This is a genomic window from Microbacterium sp. C448 (assembly GCF_000582705.2).
Taxonomy (GTDB): domain Bacteria; phylum Actinomycetota; class Actinomycetes; order Actinomycetales; family Microbacteriaceae; genus Microbacterium; species Microbacterium lacus_A.
In genome coordinates this window covers 1-17,645 of the sequence record NZ_HG779603.1, presented here as the reverse complement: position 1 = coordinate 17,645, position 17,645 = coordinate 1, and the positions used below count along the sequence as shown (strand labels likewise).

General features: G+C 64.1%; 8 protein-coding genes. 5 read left to right on the top strand and 3 right to left on the bottom strand.

Going from position 1 to position 17,645, the window contains the following annotated elements:
* Positions 1–23: 23 nt before the first annotated feature.
* Positions 24–7,661 (top strand): DUF4011 domain-containing protein, encoded by a 7,638-nt coding sequence (locus MIC448_RS01790; protein WP_036295191.1) that lies wholly within the window; start codon positions 24–26, stop codon positions 7,659–7,661.
* A 96-nt stretch (positions 7,662–7,757) separates the two neighbouring features.
* On the top strand, positions 7,758–9,047 hold the full coding sequence (locus tag MIC448_RS01785) for a VWA domain-containing protein (RefSeq protein ID WP_036295188.1): 1,290 nt from the start codon (positions 7,758–7,760) through the stop codon (positions 9,045–9,047).
* Positions 9,048–9,053: 6 nt separating this feature from the next.
* Here the strand turns inward: MIC448_RS01785 and MIC448_RS01780 are convergent, their stop codons facing one another.
* Positions 9,054–9,497: a helix-turn-helix domain-containing protein gene (locus tag MIC448_RS01780; RefSeq protein ID WP_036295185.1), complete on the bottom strand. Its 444-nt coding sequence runs from the start codon at positions 9,495–9,497 to the stop codon at positions 9,054–9,056.
* A gap of 143 nt (positions 9,498–9,640) precedes the next feature.
* On the opposite strand from MIC448_RS01780, the gene MIC448_RS01775 reads away from it, so the two are divergent.
* The 3 genes from MIC448_RS01775 (at position 9,641) to MIC448_RS01765 (ending at position 14,677) form a co-directional block, all read left to right on the top strand.
* Positions 9,641–10,840: a DUF2130 domain-containing protein gene (locus MIC448_RS01775; protein ID WP_036295182.1), complete on the top strand. Its 1,200-nt coding sequence runs from the start codon at positions 9,641–9,643 to the stop codon at positions 10,838–10,840.
* A gap of 163 nt (positions 10,841–11,003) precedes the next feature.
* Positions 11,004–11,642, top strand: a complete 639-nt coding sequence (locus tag MIC448_RS01770; protein ID WP_051512909.1) for a DUF4230 domain-containing protein — start codon at positions 11,004–11,006, stop codon at positions 11,640–11,642.
* A 293-nt stretch (positions 11,643–11,935) separates the two neighbouring features.
* Entirely contained in the window at positions 11,936–14,677 is a 2,742-nt protein-coding gene (locus MIC448_RS01765; RefSeq protein ID WP_036295178.1) for an AAA family ATPase, read from the top strand.
* Between the two features lie 633 nt (positions 14,678–15,310).
* Here the strand turns inward: MIC448_RS01765 and MIC448_RS01760 are convergent.
* Together MIC448_RS01760 and MIC448_RS01755 are read right to left on the bottom strand one after the other, a co-directional pair.
* Positions 15,311–16,012: a hypothetical protein gene (locus MIC448_RS01760; protein ID WP_036295175.1), complete on the bottom strand. Its 702-nt coding sequence runs from the start codon at positions 16,010–16,012 to the stop codon at positions 15,311–15,313.
* Positions 16,009–17,645: HEAT repeat domain-containing protein (locus MIC448_RS01755; protein WP_036295171.1), on the bottom strand; the 1,637-nt coding region annotated here is incomplete at its 5' end. The genes MIC448_RS01760 and MIC448_RS01755, both read right to left, overlap by 4 nt.

Genomic DNA, 17,645 nt, shown 5'->3' with positions numbered 1-17,645 from the left:
AGCGGGAGCGGGGAGGGGACAGAGTGATCGATCCGAATGGATCCGCACCTCGTCTTAACACGGGGCTGGCGCTGCGGGTCTTCGAGTTCGGCGCGACCAGGCAGGGGCGAGTTGACCTCGTCAGCGACGAATCGCGAGGCTTGCTCGCGCTGGAAGAACCTCAGAGCACCTTTGCGTTCGCGGAAGTGGACGACGACGAGCTGAGGATCCTTCCGTTTCTTGGTGACGCTGAGCGTGCACGCACGCAGCCGTATGTGCGCTCAGTCGTTCCCTCGTGGCTGGAGGGTTTCAACGAGATCGTCATCGATGGGACCGTGGCCTTCGATCCCGCGGCCGTCGGCGAGATCGAGCGGTATCTTGACGAGGCGCTCGACTACTGGCGGGGAACCGTGCAGTCTGAGCCGCCGTCTGTGGAGCCGCCGGGCTATCAGCCTGCGGTAATTGATCCCACTGTCGGACCGAATTTCAGCGACGAGCATGAGCAACCGACGGGCGGTGCGGAGCCAGCGCCGCCGCAGCCGATGATCGTTGCACACCTTCGCGCCGACGTCAGTCCGCAGTGGTCGTGGGCATCGGCGAATGCTCGCATCCCTCAGATTTCCGACATCGTCGTCGAACTCGCCGAGCCAGTTGAGCGCGCTCGGATCACAGTGATGCTCCGCGACGCCGACATCGTGTTCGGAACCAAGACGGTGCACGACGGACCCCTGCCTGCAGGCGTCAGCCGCATCAAGGAGGTCCACGTGCCCCTCTCGGCTCGGGTCATGTCGCAGGTCGACGATCGTCGTGGGGCGATGTGCGAAACAGTGCTGGAGATCGACTCTCATCTAGTTGCGCGCGCTGACGAAGCAGTCGACGTGCAGCCGCGTGACCTCTGGAACATGATCGGCGACCCGCTGCGGTCGGCTCAGGGTCGAGTGCGGGGCGACGATCTCGCGCGGTCGCTACTCGCATCTTTTGTGCGGCCAAACCATCCCGCCGTGAAAGAGCTCGCCCGCGAAGCAGCCGACGTGCGCGGAAAGCAGTTCGGCGAGGCCTCGTTCCACGCGTTCCAGATGGCGGACGACCAGTCGCCTGAAGCCGTCGAAGCATCCATTACCTCGATCTACGAGGCAATTCGCGCGCGCAAGATCGCCTACTCGGAGCCGCCACCCGGATGGGATTACCACGGCGTCGGCCAGCGTATTCGAGATCACGGCGACGTCGCGGGTGGCGGGCTGGCAACCTGTCTCGATACGACGGTCTTGACCGCGGCGGTGATCGAAGACGTCGGTCTCCTTCCCGTCCTCCTCCTCATTCCCGGTCACATCTTTATCGGATACTGGAGGAACGACCCGGGCAAAAGTGGAACCGCCGAAGCGAGTGACACGACGGATTGGTATCCACGGCGGGCCGTCATCTCCGATGTGGCTCGAATAGCGAACCTGGTTGCGGCGGGTCGTCTTGGGCTGATCGAGACGACCGCGCTCACGGTTGACAATAACCACGACGCTGGGAGAGCCCGCGCAGAAGCGAAAAAGAATCGCTTCGCGGGTGCAGTCGCTAACGGTGATGTCACCCTCATCGATGTCGCGGGAGCTCGAAGGCTCGGAGTCTCACCGCTCCCCGCCGTGACAGAACGGCCGGACGGCGTCACCGAGATCTTTGAGTATCGCGTCGACGCGCCAGCTGCCGTCACCGTGGTCGATCCGGGAGCGCCCGAGGCCGTCGTACGTGAGCGGCGTGTTGACACGCACCCTGTTCGTTATCGCACGTGGAAGTCGTCGCTGTTCAGCCTGAACGCCACAAATGCGCTGCTCAACCTCGGTAGCAACGCGCGAGTGCAACCGCTTGTACTTCCGTCGAGAAGCCTTGGTGAGCTCGAAGACATGCTCAACCAAGACAAATCTCTGAGCGTCCACAGCGCATTCGATCTGCCTGAGGTGTGGACAGCGCGCGGACCCGTTAATGCGCGGCAGCTTCTCGAGTCTGGTGACCCGGCGGATGAGGCGAGCCTCGAGGCCGCCATGCGAGATCGCGTGCTCTACGTCCAACGATTCGGGCGTGCCAAAGACGAGCTGCGGCCGATTTCCGGTGCGGTCGCGGTTCGTGAACTCCGCTCGATGGCGCATAACGCCAAGACTGCCCGCGAAGAGCGCGGAATGAATCCGCTCTACCTCTGTCTCGGCATCCTTCGGTGGACACACTCGCCCGGCAAGATGGCAGACGCGCCGCTGATCCTCGTGCCCGTCAATCTTGTGGGTGTGCGCGGCGGCAAGGAGTTCACGCTGTCGTTGGACGCGACCCAGCAGACCACGACCAATGCCGCCCTCATCGAGTGGCTGCGCCGCGAGCACGGTGTGACGATTCCGGGACTTGTCGAACCGATTTCTGACCGAGCGGGTATCGATGTCAACGCCGTCATCGCCGAGGTCCGCAACGCCCTCGTCGGCCATCAGGGCACGCTTAATGCTCAGGTGCTCGCCGAGGCGCGGCTCGCCACGCTCGATCTCTCGGCATTCCGCATGTGGCAAGACCTCAACGCGCACGCGGACGGCTTCCTTGAGCGCCCCCTCGTTCGTCACCTGGTTGATACGCCGACAGAAGAGTTCCAGGATGCCGCCGCCGCATCCGCTGAGTTAACGGCTGACGAGATCGAAACTCTCGAGACTCCGATTCCCGCCGACTCGACACAGAAGCGCGCCGTGATGTGGGCAAAGCAGGGCCGTACGTTCGTGTTGCAGGGCCCCCCCGGAACGGGCAAATCGCAGACGATCACGAACATCGTCGCCGAGTGCGTTCTCGAGGGGATGCGCGTGCTTTTCGTCGCGGAGAAGGGCACCGCGCTCGCCGTCGTGCAGCGGCGGCTCGAGTCGATCGGGCTCAGCCCGTTCACCCTCAATCTGCATCACGAGGGTTCGAACTCTGTGGAAGTACGCGCATCGCTGCAACGCGCGCTCACCGCCAGCGTCACCCCTGATGCCATCGCGATCGAGAGTGCGCGCCGCAGACTTCGCAACGCGCGATTCGAGCTGACGCAGTACCCGACCTCACTGCACTCCCGCAACGCCGCGGGGCATTCCGCGTACAGCGCGCACGACGAGCTGATCGTTCTCGGCGAGGGACCCGTGATTTCGGTGCCTGTCGAGTCCGTCGCGCATCACGCGGAGAGCCTCGCCGCTGTTCGCGACACCTTTCAAGACCTCCAGAGGTGGACCAGTGCCGCGGGAGTGCGGCCCGATCACCCCTGGCGCCTCGCCGGTGTCGGCGCGGGCGATCCGATCGATGTGGACCTCGTTCGCGCGGCGATTGCCGGCGTTCATGAGGGCCTGCGCTGGGCAGACGAAGCGCCGTCAGAGCTGAAGGCGGCACTAGGCGAAATCATGCATCCGCGCCAGCTTGATGCACTCGCGCGCGCGGCGAACCCCGTCCTCCCCCGGGGGATGGAGCTCGGGCAGCTGCTGAACCCGCAGTGGGTGCAGGGCGCGCCCGGTACCGTCACGGCCTGCGAAGAAGCCGCTGGAGGGTGGCGGCAGCGGCTGCGAGGATTCCCGCAAAGCGTGATCGATCTCGACCTGCCTGCCATCGCTGCGGCGTTTGGTGACGCGACCGAGTCGGGCTTCCTGGGTCGCAGGGGCCGACAGGAAGCCGCGCTCAAGCCGCTTTCCGCCATCGTGCCGCCTGGACTGGATGTCACCGCAGCATCCGCCCCAGCGTTGCTCAACGACCTCAAAGCCGCGCGTGAGGCTGCGGCGCAGATCTGCGCATCGATCGCTTCCGTTCCCGGTCTCACGGGCGTCGTCCCCGCCAATCCCTTCGCCCCCGAGGCTTTTGCGCCCGCTCACGGTCGCGTTGCCGAGCTCGCCGCCGCAACATCGGATCTTCGAGGCTCCGACGAATGGACGCGGCGCGTGACTGCGCTCGCGGAGGCGGGTCACCTGGATGGACAGCTCGACCGCATCGCGGCATTCACGCAGGCGTGGAATACGCTGCTTCGCGAGCTCGTCGTCCAGGACGATGACTACGCCGTGTGGCTTGCGGGTCGCTCTCTCATTCAGGCGGCCCAACACCACGCGGACGAGTGGAAGCGGGATGCCGACTACCAGCGCCTGCTCGGACTGCAGCAGTGGTGCGCGCTCGTGCGTCGGCTGGAGTGCATGCACGACGCCCGTCTGGGTGACGCGCGCACTCAGCTTCTCGGGGGCGCCATCACGCCGGATGTCGCCGAAGACGCCCTGGCTCGCGGAGTCGCGCAGGCCTCGCTCAGCGAGCGCATCCGAGCCGCGGGACTCGACCGATTCGACGCCATCGCCCACGACCAGCGGGTCGATGCCTACGCCGAAGCGCAGTCGGAGATGCGCACGCAGTGGGTCACGGATGCTCCATCCCGTCTGCTGGAGCGCCGCGGTGGATCAGGCCGTGGTGCGCGCACCGGAGGGCTCGCCCGCGAACTCGAAAAGACGACGCGGCGCCTCGGTACGCGCGCGATCCTCCGCAAGTTCGGCGACGCCGTTCAAGAGCTCACGCCGCTCGTGCTCGCCAGCCCCGCATCGGTCGTCGATCTCATCGACCCCGATCTGATGGAATTCGATCTCGTGATCTTTGACGAAGCGTCGCAGATCACGGTGCCCGAAGCGATCGGCGCTCTGGGCCGCGCCCGGGCAGCGGTCATCGTCGGCGACAGCAAGCAGATGCCTCCAACCCGTCGTGTGGGCGGCGGCGCAAACGACGAGGAAATCGACGACGCCCAAGCGGATGAGATCCTCGAAGACCAGGAGTCGATCCTCTCGGAGTGTGAACTTGCGCGTGTTCCCACGCTGAGTCTCAACTGGCACTACCGGAGCCAGGACGAGCATCTCATCGCCTTCAGCAATCGCAAGTACTACAAGGGCGATCTGAGCAGCTTCCCGACACCCACACTGCTCTCGTCAGAGACCGGTATCGAGTTCCGTCGCGTCGCGATGCCCGACGCCGACGCGCACGGGTCGGCTCGCGGATATTCGCAGAAGCCAGACGGCTACGCGGATGGTCGCTACCTGCGTGCGGGAAGCGCCGGCATCGATCTCGGCAACGACATCCGTGCTGGGGCGAATACCAACCCAGCCGAGGCGATCGCGATCGTGAAGGCGGTCGCCGAGCTGATCGCGGCGGCGGGAGACGATCCGCCCTCGATGGGCATCGTGACGTTCAACGAGCCGCAGCGTGAGCTGATCGAGGATCTGCTCGTCGCGAGCGGCGACCGAGGCATCGCGGCCGCTATGGATGAGAACAAGACCGGGCGCAGCGACGTCCTCTTCGTGAAGGCGCTCGAACAGGTGCAAGGCGACGAGCGAGACATCATCGTCTTCTCCGTCGCGTTCTCGAAGCAGTCCAACGGCAAGATCCCGACCAACTTCGGTCCTCTCTCGAACAGCGGCGGCGAGCGACGGCTCAACGTCGCTATAACCCGAGCCCGCCGCAAGGACATCGTGTTCTGCAGTTTCGACCCTAAGGAGCTCGACGTCTCGGGATCTGCGTACGACGGACCGAAGCACTTCAAGGAGTTCCTCCTCGACGCAGCGCGCGGTAGTGCTGTCGGCGTGGATACTCCGGGCCGGGTCGCGATTCGAGATCGACACCGCGACGACATCGCCGATGCGCTCCGCGCCGCCGGGCTGCATGTCATGACGGACGTTGGAATGTCGAACTTCCGACTCGACCTCGTCCTTGCCCGCGCAGATGCCCCGACCCGGCCGATCCTTCCCGTGCTTCTCGACGGTGAGAGCTGGACCCGACGCACGACGGTTTCTGACCGCGACGTGCTGCCGCTCGAAGTGCTCGAAGGGCTGATGGGGTGGCCGGCGGTCGCCCGTATCTGGTGGCCGATGTGGATGCAGAACCGCGACCTCGTTGTCTCGCAGGTGCTCGAGCAGGTCGCGGCCGCGGAACAGGCGTTCGCCGCGCCCATACCTGTCCCGCAGGGGGATGAGGTGCCGGCGAGTACGGATGACGCGCCGGCTGTGGTTGCGGACGACGCGCCGGCGGTGGTCGCCGAAGCCGTGCGGGATGCCCCTGCCGCGCGCATACTCGCGGATCACCCGACGTCCGCTCCGGCGCCCGATGTCGCCTTCGCTCCGTTTGCGCCCACAGAATCTGAGCTTGATTCGCGCCCGGTCGCGCCCGCAGCATCCGAACCTCCGGCGCGCGAGGGAACCTTCGTGCCCGCCCACACGAGCGTCGAGGGTTCGCGAGACACTCTCGACGAGCTGCCGCGGCGATCCGCGGTGGCGAAGGTGCGCGAACAGATCGCCGATGTGGTCCAGGCGGAGGGGCCCGTAGAACTGGGGCGTCTCACACGGATCGTCGCGCGACGCTTTGGTCTTAACGCGGTGCGTACCGCCCGCGCAGAAGAGATCGCAAAGCTCGTCCCGCGCGACCGGGTGAAGAAGGATCGTCTCGGGGCATTCGCCTGGCCGGAAGGGCTCGATCCGCAAGTTTGGACCGGTTACCGCCCCGCTGACAAGGACGGCTCTCGTTCGCTCGAGGAGGTCGCGCCAGAAGAGATCGCGAACGCGATGAAGGCGGTGCGCCGACTCGCCTCAGGGCTCGACGAGGAAGCGATCCTACGCCGCACGGCCGAGATCTTCGGGATCGTTCGCCTCGGAGCGCTCGTGAAGGCGCGTCTCGCGTCGGTATATCGGTTGTTGCTCGACCAAGCCCAGGCTGAGCAGCCGCATCAAGAAAGCGTCTCGGCGAAGGCCGGCGAGCCTGCAGGCGTCAGGAGTGCCGGACCCGACGTCGCGAGCGCGCCTGTTGCAAAGCTCACGCCGGAGCCTGTGCCTGCTGTGATAACGCCGGATGCTGCTGTGTTGAAGCTCGCGGCGGCTGTCGAGGCGTATCGGCCCGACCTCGCCAGACTCGACGAGCACTCGTATTACGACTACATGGCGGGCGAAATCCTCGCGCCGGATCTGATCCAGCTTGTCAACCGGATCGTTCTGGACCCTGACTACGACGGAAGCGCTGGGCACACCGGTATCCGAGAGAGGGCCAGTGGACTGTCGCTCGATGACGCGCATGCGGTCGGCAACGTCGCGTCTGCAGTATGGAGAAGCACCACCGGACGTGCCATGGAGCAGACCGCGAAGAAGATCGCCGTGCACCTCGCTGAGCTGCCGGACTTCGATGCGCTTCCCTGGGGAGGCGCGATCGAGACTTTCGCGGCAGCGCATATGCACGGCATCCGGCCCGGCCTCGTCTCGCTGACACAACAGCACCTGGTGCAGTATGCCGATGAGCGGGGGATGATCGCTCACGTCGAGAGCGAGATCAAGGTCGATGCACGACGTGCGCTCGAGGCAATGTCGCCTCTCGAGCGCGATGAGCTCGGTTTCGCCAGCCGCAATGCCAAGAAGCTCCAGCTCGCTCTGCCCTACGTCGGTGGAGTTAAGGAGACGCGCTGGCCTTTCGTCGTCTACTGGATGGCCCGGTTCGAGAGCGATGAGTCCGGTGGGACTCGAGAGGCGCGCTATGCCACCGCTTCGCGTGCTCTGGCGGCGAGAGGCGCTACACGTGCGGCCATCTCGCGCACGTTGGGAATCTCCACATCGATCCTCGACCGGATAGAGCGGGAGAACCGGCGAAACGTCGTACTGGCGCCGGACGATCCGATCGTGACAGACCTGGCAACTGAACTCGCATAGGCATTTATGCTTTACGCATAGGTAGTTGCTTGCTCAAAGCTTTCCGGGAGCGTATGCTAAGCGCATAAAATGTGCTCTGCTTAGCGAAGGAACCTCATGAAGATCACTACCCAGTTGGATGTTAGCGTCGTCGCGGTCGACCTCGATGATGAGGTGACGATCATGCTCGACCTGGAGGCGCCAGCCGTCGATGCCGACCAGCGACGACCGCCGGCTTCGCTCGAGATCGTGCTCGACCGCAGCGGTTCGATGAGCGGAGCGCCGCTCGAGGGTGCGAAGGATGCGCTCATTGCACTTGTGCGTCGACTCGAGCCGACCGACAACTTCGGTCTCGTGACGTTCGATGACACGGCGCAGGTTGTGGTGCCCGCAGGTCCGATCTCGGACAGGGAGGAGGTGATCGCGCAGATTAGCCGTGTCACTGCGGGAGGAACCACAGATCTCGGAGCGGGGCTCTTCCGCGGACTTCGCGAACTGAAGCGCATCGCGCACAGCGGGGGAACGTTGCTCGTGGTGTCGGACGGGCATGTCAATGCGGGACTCCATGATGTGATCGACTTCGTGCGCGTGGCTGAGAAGGCGCACTCGGGTGGCATCGTCATATCCACCCTCGGTTACGGCGAGCACTACGACGAGACCCTCCTCACGGCGATTGCGCGCTCGGGTTCGGGTAACCACGTGTTCGCCAGTGACCCGGACGCCGCGGGCGCCGCGATCGCCGGCGAGGCCGCAGGACTGCTGGCTAAGACGCTTCAGGCAGTCACGCTCACACTTGTGCTTCGGCCGGCGGTTCAGATGGTCCGCTTGTACAACGACCTGCCCGGCCATGCGTTGCCGGACGGGCGCATCATGATCGAGATCGGCGATCTTTACGCGGCCGAGAAACGGCGGCTTCTTCTGAAGCTGAAGGTGCCCGCGATGTCCGATCTCGGTGCCGCCGAGGTCGCAACGCTCGAGCTTGAGTACATCGAGCTGCCGAGACTTATCCAACACATTGCGAAGCTGCTCGTCAGCGTGAACATCGTTCCGGGGACGGATGCGGCACGTCGGCTCGTTCACCCTGCTGTCGAGTCAGAGAAGCTCTTCCAGGAAGCTCAGAACGCGAAAAAGCTCGCGTCGGAGGCGTTCGAGCGTGACGAAGTCGGATCGGCGAGGGCCCTCTTGGTCGAGGCGAAGTCGCACCTCAACCGTGCACTGTCTCTCGTGCCGGACGAAGCGGCGGGAGGCTTCGAGAGGGAGATCGCATTCGTCGACCAGATGACGGGGCTGGCGTCCGAGCGCTCCGCTCAGTACATGTCGAAGCTCAGCCGGTCGTCATACCACCAGATGAATCGAAAGCGCGGGCGCATGGACGACTCTGGTGGCGGGGAGACGGGCGCGGCCTGAACCGCGTTAGGGGATCGACCGACTGCGGTCTTCGACGACGCCCGCCATGACTTGCATTTGAACGCGGGAGAGCGCCTCCATCCGGACAGACGAGGGCAGCGTCTCGAGTTCCTTAACGGCACGCTCAATCGCTTCGTCAATGGAAGGCCGAGCATTTCGGGTAGCCGTCCCCGCTGATCGGAGCGCGGGGAGCGCTTCTGCCGTTGCGAACAGATCATCGAGCGACATCCCTAGAACGCGGGACAGGGTCATCTGATGCTTCGCAGACGGGAGCCGATACCCGGTCTCGATCTGCGCAATGTACGGGTACGACAGGTCGGTGGCGCTGGCCAGATCCTTGCGACTCATGCCGAGTTCCTCGCGGCGAGCCGCGATGCGCTTGCCGAGAGCGAGGTCGCCGGTTCGTGGCGATGAGCCGGTTTCGCGGGCATTCGGGCTTTCGGGAGACATGATTCTATGCTCTCAGAATCACCAGATTCATGCAATCCGTAAGGAGTTTGCGCTGAGCATAGGGAGAGAGTTGCGAAGCGCAGAACAAATGAGTATGCTGAGCGCATAGCAATTCTACCGCCAGCAGAATATTGGAGTCTGAAATGAACGAGATCAAGTGTCCCCACTGTGCCACCGTGTTCACTATTGATGAGGCGCAATACGCAGACATTGCGCAACAAGTTCGCACCGTGGAGTTCGAGAAGGACCTCCACGAGCGGCTCGCCGAGGCTGAGAGTGCCAAGCGAACCGAGATCGCACTTGCCGAGGCGATGATCGCTCAGCGGGCACAAATGGAAGCTGCGGCCAAGGATGCGCAGATCCAGACGCTAAAGGCCGAACTTGATAAGGCGGCGACCATTCAGAAGCTCGCCGTGACAACTGCAGTCTCCGCGACGGAGAAGGAGCTCGTCGAGGCGAAGAGCCAGCTTGCGTTGCAGAAGGCGGAGCAGGATGTGCGGGATGGTGCCCTCAGCGCATCGCACTCCAAAGAACTCGCCTTGAAGGACGAACTCATCGAGCGCTACAAGGATATGAAGGCCAAGCTCTCGGTCAAGCTGCTGGGGGAGACTCTTGAACAGCACTGCGAGACCGAGTTCAATCGCATGCGGTCGCTTGCATTCCCGCGTGCTGAGTTCAGCAAGGACAACGATGCGTCCGGCGGCACCAAGGGCGACTACGTCTTTCGCGACTTCAGCGAGCATGGGATCGAGTACGTCTCCGTCATGTTCGAGATGAAGAACGAGTCGGATCTCTCGTTGACGAGAAAAAAGAACCTCGACTTCCTTGCCAAGCTCGACAAGGATCGCAACGACAAAGGCTGCGAGTACGCGGTGCTCGTGTCGATGCTCGAAGAGGACTCCGAGCTCTACACCGGCATCACCGATATGTCGCATCTGTATCCGAAGATGTTCGTGGTCCGCCCGCAGTTCTTCCTTGCCATCGTCGCGCTGCTGCGAAACGCGGCCGAAGACACCATCGGCGTGAAAGCCGAGCTGGAGCAGGTGAAGAGGCAGAACATCGACATCACCGACTTCGAGTCGGAACTCGAGGACTTCAAATCGGCCTTCGGTCGCAACTATGACTTAGCTACGCGCAAGTTTGACGCCGCCATTAAGGACATCGACATCGCCATTGATCGCCTGCAGAAGGTGAAGGACGCCCTGCTCAGCTCTGAGAACAACCTTCGCCTTGCCAACGACAAGGCGGTGACTCTCAGCATCAAGAAGCTGACGAAGGGCAACCCGACCATGCAGGCGAAGTTCGCAGAGCTGGGAGCACAAAGCGAACGGGACGCCGCGTAGCAACAGCGAAGCGGGTTCGAGCTGATCGGGCGACATGAGCCCGCGCCCGCAGCGGGTCACGTCCGTCTTCGTTACTATGCTGAGTCCAATCGGGCCGGCGGATTCGGGAGGTCGCACAGACTCTGAGGCGTCGGGTCGGTGAATGCACTGAGAGGGTAGCCACTTGCTAAAGGCAATCGCACTTGTCGTCATCGGACTGCTGGCTGGAGTGCTCGGCTTCGGAGTCGCTACCGCGGCGGGATTGAATCCATTCCAGCCGGACTCGATCGATCAAAGTCAGCCGGCGATGCTCAAGTCGATCCAGGATCTCAGTCAGTATCACGCAGCGATGGGTGACTTCGAGGTGATCGTCGACCTTGACGATCCAGGCGACGTCGAGTGGCTGCCCGGCGTACTCGGTGCTATCGCAAACCGGACCGGACTCGCTGCTCGCCACACGCTATTTGTCGCGGGCGGTACGGTAAACGCCTACGTCGATCTCTCGGGCCTCTCTGAGGACGATTTGACCCTCTCGGCCGACGGCAATTCGGTTACGATCCGGCTGCCGGTCGCTGAGCTAGATGAGCCGAACCTTGACCTTGACAACAGCCGAACTTACCTATTCTCTCAGGATCGGGGACCGCTGGCCCAGATCTCCGATCTCCTGGAAGCTCCAGATCAAGCTCGGTTCTATGCGCTTGCTGAGGACAAGATCGCCGCTGCCGCGGAAGAGTCCGAGCTGCGCATGAGGGCCACGGAGAATACGAGGGCAATGTTGGTCGGCATGTACGGTTCTCTCGGTATCAACGTTTCCTTCGAGTAGGTCAACTACTTCGAGGTCTACGAAGTCGAAGCTATTAAGAGCCGCGATCGGCTCCGAGGCGGCCAGCGCCAATCGATTCCTGGACGCAGATGTGCTGCGACCCAACTGTCGAGTCTCCACCGTTTCCATGCCCCGCTCAACGGACAGGGCTCTGCCTGAAATGAGGAGACGAATCTAGGAGATGCACGCAGGCACCCACGGTGGGCGACGCCCTTTGGCACCGCTTAACTACGGGTACCTGCATCGCAGAAAAATCCCTGGGTAACCGCGAAAACTTGGCCTACTCTGGCGCCATGCGCGGAGGTCTGGAGCGATGGAAGAGGGGCGTCGAATCCCGCGGGGTTCGGCATGCGATCGCGTACGCGCTGGAGGGCACATGCGACGCCCACATGCCCCACCCGACGGGCGTCGAAGCGCTTGGGGCGTATGGCGCGGCATCCGATTCCACCGTCTCTCGATTCATCGTCGACAACGGCGTCATCACGACTGACCAGCTCACGAGCGGGGGCCTTCGTGTCTGGCTCGCCGGACACGATCCGATCACGGGGGAGGAGCGCGGTCACCAGCGGCTGAGCCCTGACGCAGACCTACTGCTCGACGGGACGCTCAATCACCCGAAGTCATACAGCGTCGCTGCGCTGCTGCATCCTGAACTCGCCACCGAGTTCGAGGCATTGCAAGACAGGCTGCGTGAGCGCATCTTGCTCACCTGGCAGTCCGAGCTCAATGCGCGACGCGGACATGCTGGGCTCGTCCGCGAGGAGATCACGCGCATCGAGGTCGTCGAGCTGCAGCACCGCCGATCACGGGCGCTCGACCCGCACATCCACCGCCACCTCTGGCTGAACATCAAAGTGCTCGGCGCGGACCGCAAGTGGTCGAACCTCGACTCGCGCGTCGCGATGAAGCTACACACCGTCGTCAACGCCGAGGGCGAGCTCGCCGCCCGCACAGACCCCGCGTGGATCGCCGCGCTCGCCCGCCACGGGTACACGCTCGACGACTCGGGCGAGATCGCCGAACTCGCCGGCGCTGTGCGTCCGCTTTCACGTCGGTCGGCCCAGATCGAGGCTAACCGCGCGCGTCTGATCGCGGAGTGGTCGACGGTACACGGGGGATCGGCGCCCGGCGTCGACGTGTTGCAACAGATCGACCGGCGCGCATGGGCAGTAGCGCGACCGAACAAGCCGGCCGACCTCGACGAGATGTCGTGGGAGTCACGCGTCCGCGACGAGATCGCGGCGATCAATCCGAGCCTGATCACTGCGCGTGCACCGATTGCCGTCGCTTCGACAGGCCTGCACTCCCTCGATCTGGATCTGCTCGCTGCTGCGGCGATCGTCGATGCGGACGCACGGTCCACCTCATGTGGCGGGCGGTTCAGCACATTCGACATCCGCGCCGGCGCAACGCGCGCGCTCTCGCGCACCGGCATCGTTGCGCCGCGCGACCAGCTCGATGACGTGATTGTCGAGATCACGACGCGCGCCGCGAAGGCCGTCCATCGGCTCGTTGCGGAAGTCCCGCCCGCGCACGTGAAGGCCTTCATGGCCACCGAGACAGTACGCGCGAAGGTGCGCCTCGCCGGACGCCTTGACGCGCTCGCCCGGCCGGGACGCTCGCTCCTACCGAAGGAGTTGCATCGCCTCGCGTCCGACGAGGACACCTCGACACTGGATGCTTCGCAGAGCGTTGCGGCGTGCGCGATCGCCGGGACTGACGGGCTTGTGACGGTCACCGGTCCCGCTGGCACGGGCAAGACGACGATGCTGCGCGTCGCGTTTGCAGCGCTCGGGGCGCAACGGCGGCGGATGATCGTCGTCGCTCCTACCCGGAAAGCGGCGTCGGTGGCGTCTCGCGAGGTCGGGGCTGCGGCATCCAGCATTCATGCCCTGCTCGCAGACCACGGCTACCGGTGGGGTGCCGATCAGGCCGGTGCGATGGTGTGGACAAGACTGCGCGTGGGCGAGGTCGATCCCGGCACGGGTGTCACGTATGGCGGGCCGACCCGGCACGTGCTGCGTCCTCGCGATCGGGTCGTGGTCGATGAAGCGGGCATGGTCGATCTGCAGACTGCTAACGCACTCACCGAACTCGCGATCGAGCAGGGGGTCGGCCTCGCTTTCGTCGGAGACCCGCGCCAGGCGCTGCCGGTCGGACATTCCGGTGCGATGGGCTCAGCGATCCGGCACGCAAATGCCGCCGTTGAGCTCGATACAGTGCATCGGTTCCGCGATCCCGAGTACGCGGCGCTCACGCTGCGGCTGCGCGACGCGGGAGATCGCGAGGATGCGCTGGCCGTCGCTGGTGAGCTGGTGGAACGCGGTCACGTCGCGCGGGTTGATCATCATGATGCAGCTCGTGAGCGGATGATCGACGCCTACTTCGAGTGGCACGCGCGCGGCAAGCGGGTGACGTTGGTCTCCGGAACCAACGCTGAGGCGGATGCCATCAACGACGCGATCCAGCAGCGGCGAGTCGATCACGGCGAGCTCGATCCCGGCGTGGTCGCGTGGGGGATGGGCGAGCAGCGCTTCCTCGTCGGTGACAGTGTCCAGACCCGTCGCAACGACCGGCTCACGGGCGTCGAGAATCGTGCGCAGTGGATAGTGCGCGGCATCCGTGAGGAGTTCGTCGATCTTGTGTCGGTTGGCGACAGCGGCGAGTTGCGGAGAGTGTCTGCCGAGTACGCGCGAGAGCACCTGCAGCTGGCCTACGCATCGACGGTGCATGGCGTGCAGGGCGACACCGCTGATGCCTCCGTGGTCGGGCCGGATGTGGATGCTGCGGGACTGTATGTCGGACTCACCCGCGGGCGGGTTCGCAACGTCGCGATCGTGGTCGCGGGGACGGATGCCGCGGCTCGCGAGCGCCTCGCCGAGTCGATGCAGCGCGGCACGCCGGAGCTGACTATGCAGGACGCCGTACGCGCAGCTCAGGCCGAGTTGCGGCGTGCGGCGCGGAATCGCGAGACCGCGATGGTGACGGGTCCGGTTGTTCGGGCGCCGAGTGCGGGGCGCGGGATGGGGATGTAGCGGCGCTCGATTTGCGGTATTCAGCCGGCGGGCGTTCGACCGCGCTATTCGGTCGTAGCAGGAGTCCGCATCAGGCTGGCTCGGACAACTCCTCTTCTTATCTGCTGAACGACCAGCTGGCTGGTGGCCGACGGCGAGCTGGAAGGTAATCGCGCTCCGTTCGTAACGACTCAGCTCGAGTCCTGGGAAGCCGGGTCATGATCACAGGTGTCCGGGAAACCGGGTCACCCCGCCATGCGTCCGTGGTCGGGCCGGACGTGGACGCGGTGGGCCTGTACGTCGGTCACACTCACGGGCGGGGCACAACGTCGCGATCGTGGTGGCGCGGACGGATACCGGTGCCCGTGCCCATCTCGTCGAGTCAATGCAGCGCGGTATGCGGTACGCCGGAGCTGACGATGCAGGATGCAGTGCACTCTGCTCAGACGGAGATCCGCCGCGCGGTACGCGCGCGGCGCTTGCGATCGTGCCGCTGGACGGGTCGGTAGCATCGCCGGGTGGGCTGAGAGGGCTGCCTGGCCAGTGCCTGCGATCTGGGCAGCGCGGTGAGCGCGATCATGCTTGCGCTTGGCAGAGTCTACGTACACACACGGGAGCTGTCGCCGTGCCGACCGAGCCATAGCCAACGACTTGCTAGGCGGTTGCCCCGGCAAGGCGCCGATCACGCGCGTCGCTAAAGATGCGGTCATATTTTCGCTCAGCAACGTCGCGACCGAAGCCATTCAACCGCTGGAGGTCGACCCAATCGACTTCCCCAAAACGGCGCCGATGCGAACTGGCTAGATCCGGGTTAGCAACGCGGAGCTCGGTGCGTTCCACCAGCCGTATAGTCCGCAGAAGTACGTGCACATCCTCAAAGGGGTCGCTTGGAACCCACCGAGCCGAGGGCAACGTCAGACGCCCGTCGCGAAGATCGCGTACCCCGTTGAGCGGATCCAGAATCGAATCTCGTCCGTTGACACTCACGCCGAGAGCGTTCACCGAGGCATCGAAGTGCCGCAGTGCTTCCTCGACCGTCGCGGCCCGACCGTAGAAGCGCCTTGTGTGAATGAGATCTAGATGCCGGCCGTCCTTGAGAAGATAGCGCTGGTTTCCGTGTCGGTTCACCCGAGGCGTCCCCAAAGATCGGAAGGCGCTTTGCAACGTGTTGAAGTCCTCCGTCGTCATTAGGTCAATGTCCACCGGAGCGAGATCCGGATTGCGGAGTGCATCTCGAACGGCGCCACCAACTAAGAAGACGTTCGCGTCAAGGACACGCAACTCGTGAAGCACCGCGCCTAGTGAGAACCGCGCGAAGGTTCGATCCACGATCTGATCGAGCTTGGGCCGAGTCATACTTCATCCTCGTCCGGCATCGGACGGAGGGCAGCCGGGAAGGGCTGGTCTTGGTCTGTCTGGAGCGCTGCTGCCGCCGCCCTCCAGCGGTCTTCCTCTTCGAGACTCGCTGCACCAGTCCAGAGCGCCCCGATTACGATCCCGAACGTGTCAGGCCAATCCGCTGGAGCATCGCGTAGCTCAGCAGCGCGCTCAATCTCGCGCTCCCAGCGGGACACACCACGGATCGTGTCGACGACTGACGCAAGCTCCATGCACAACTCCCGCCTGGCATCAACGTCGTCCATATTTGCGACGACCTGCAGATACACCCTGAGGGCACCATAGCGCACCCACTCGTCTTCGCTCGCTGCCTGGAACATCTCCAAACACCTAGCGGCGACGCGTGGATCTCGCGAGGAACTCAATGCGTGCAGAGCTCTCCAGCGGACATCCTCGTGCTCGCTGGCAGATGCGAGCCGCAACAACTTCTCGGCGGCCGGACCGTCATGTTCGAAGCTCGAGAGCACGTTGGACGCCGTCCAGGCCACCAGGTAGTCGTCGTCTGAGAGCTTCTCGAGGAGCATCTCGTCATCACGCGAAGAGAAGGTGGTGCGCCACTCTCGCCACCACGAGCCGTAGTCGGGCAGGGCCGCGGCCAGTCGAACAAGCTCCGCTCGGTTCGCCGCTTCCAAGGCCCGGCGGGCCAATTCATCCCCGACCTGAAGGCCTAGCATGTCGCCCGCGAATAGCGCAGTGTTGAGGACCGGTGAGAACCGGCGGTGACCGAGCAATAGAAGCAGAGCGCTTCGAAGGTCTTCGGGAACGCGTTGGGCGCCAGCGAGGTCCTCTGCGAGAAGTGAGGCCGCCGCAAGATAGTTCCACTTGTCAATCGCGCGGACCAAGCGGTCGACATCTTCTTCTTTAACCTGCTCGAGAAGAAGCCCAAGGGCCGAGAAACTGGCGCCCTCAACTGTCAGGGCATCCCACGTCTCTTCGTGCCAGTCCTCAGTCCGTGTGTGGAGGTGGTTTGCCGCGAAGTAGGCGTGGTAAAGCGGGTGCATAAATCGGAATGCGCTGTCTGCAACTGTGAGAAGATCTGCTTCCTGAAGATGGGCAGTAAGCTCCGCGCCGAGAAGCTCACGTACGTCCTCGCTCGCCGCCGCCGTGGAGTCTTCGCGTTCGAGCCAGACAAACGCTTTACTCGCCACCGCGCCAAGATCGTCAGCTATGACGGGGGCTGCTCGCGCAGCTAGTTGGCGAATCGCCTCAGATCTGCTGGCCGCTTCGATCCCCTTATCGCGGAAGAACGGAAAGGTCTCCCAGCCCCGTAGGGAGCCACCGCGCAGGTCGACGCCGAACAGCGCCCATCGATCCAGTTCGACTGCCCGACGTGTTACGCGATCAGTTACGACGACGGCCAGTTGGGGGTCTTTGCGAGTAACCTCCTCTACCGCATCTAGCACCGCCTGAGCGTCAGCAGGTCTAACCTCGTCAAGCCCGTCCAAACAGAGAAGCAACTTAGAACCGTAGCGCCGTCGAACGGTTTCGATAAGCCACTGACGGAACTTCTGACCAGCCTCGATTCCGGGCTGAGCAGCGAGCAAGGACGGGATGGAACGAACTGAATCGCCCCGGGTGTCGTGGAGGGTCT

Excerpts from the sequence above, each read along its gene's own strand:
- MIC448_RS01785 (WP_036295188.1), top strand. The coding sequence starts at position 7,758 with ATGAAGATCACTACCCAGTTGGATGTTAGCGTCGTCGCGGTCGACCTC.
- MIC448_RS01780 (WP_036295185.1), bottom strand. The coding sequence starts at position 9,497 with ATGTCTCCCGAAAGCCCGAATGCCCGCGAAACCGGCTCATCGCCACGA.
- MIC448_RS01775 (WP_036295182.1), top strand. The coding sequence starts at position 9,641 with ATGAACGAGATCAAGTGTCCCCACTGTGCCACCGTGTTCACTATTGAT.
- MIC448_RS01765 (WP_036295178.1), top strand. The coding sequence starts at position 11,936 with ATGCGCGGAGGTCTGGAGCGATGGAAGAGGGGCGTCGAATCCCGCGGG.
- MIC448_RS01760 (WP_036295175.1), bottom strand. The coding sequence starts at position 16,012 with ATGACTCGGCCCAAGCTCGATCAGATCGTGGATCGAACCTTCGCGCGG.